The 968-nt window shown below is 50.5% G+C and carries 2 protein-coding genes; both read right to left on the bottom strand.

The annotated features are described in order from the left end of the window. The coding region (locus AC1DRJ_RS29655; protein ID WP_477805259.1) for a CBS domain-containing protein at nucleotides 1-155 on the bottom strand (155 nt) is incomplete at its 3' end. Between the two features lie 658 nt (nucleotides 156-813). Further along, nucleotides 814-968: DUF3597 family protein (locus AC1DRJ_RS29650; RefSeq protein WP_477805258.1), on the bottom strand; the 155-nt coding region annotated here is incomplete at its 5' end.

The following is a 968-nucleotide window of genomic DNA, read 5'->3' as shown; positions in this document are numbered from 1 at the left end:
ACAGCCACCTGCCCGTCTTCTATTACAGGTAGAGCACCCACATTCTTTTCCGCCATCATCTTCAGCGCTTCAAGCACCATCTGATCTGGCGCGATGCTATGCACCTGCTGGTTTTTCATGACCTTCAGTTTCAGCAATTGTGCGGCTGTTTTCATACACGCCTCCAAAGCTAATGACGGTTAAAAAAAAGCAAAAAAAAGCCTGAAACCGTTCGGTTCCAGGCGCCTTTGCCTGTTCTTTTGCTCTGTTAAAGCCGGATTTTCCGGCCTGATACACCCATGTTACCCATGACCTGTCCGGCTAATCGATCGTCGTTGACCGAGGGGGCAGTCCAAACGTTCAAGGTGTACCTGATTTGAACGTTGCAGCCTTTGTGCCAGTCGACAGCAGAAGGCCAATTGTAAGGGTTACAAATCGAGACGTTTGAGCGAATGGAGGCGAAAGTCCATTGCGCCGCTTCCGACTGGTGCACGTTGTTGTGCATAGCGCTTTACAAAAGTGCATGTACCGATCGCTCCATAGCGGCTCACTCAGTACCCTTGCAATGCGGCAATATTATCTACATCGTCGGGGCAGTTGTGATCGTCCTGTTTATTCTTTCGTTTGTCGGCAACGTATAGCCTTAGCTACTAAGCACGTCACTGAATCATTTGTTTGGCGCTAACGGCATTTGAAGTATCAAGGCGCATTGCCGAATATGCAGGGGCGTTCAATGCTTACAGCGTTGGGAGGTGCGTACCGTTGTCCCCAGGATTGTCCGACCGCAAACCACGCTACGCACCCGGCAAATGATTTTTACTGAGTAAGGCAATCCTAATCCAGTAAATCTGCAGGAACTTTCCCGCCATTTTCCGCGAGTTTTTTCATGACGGCCGAATGGAGCCAGATGTTCATTGCCGCCGAATCGTCAGTGGAGCCTGTGTAGTGCAACTCAGCAGCGAGCTCCTTACGCGCCGCCAAGCTACTGT

The sequence above is a fragment of the Pseudomonas sp. P5_B2 genome (genome assembly GCF_056400445.1).
This window is presented reverse-complemented; position numbering and strand designations above follow the sequence as displayed.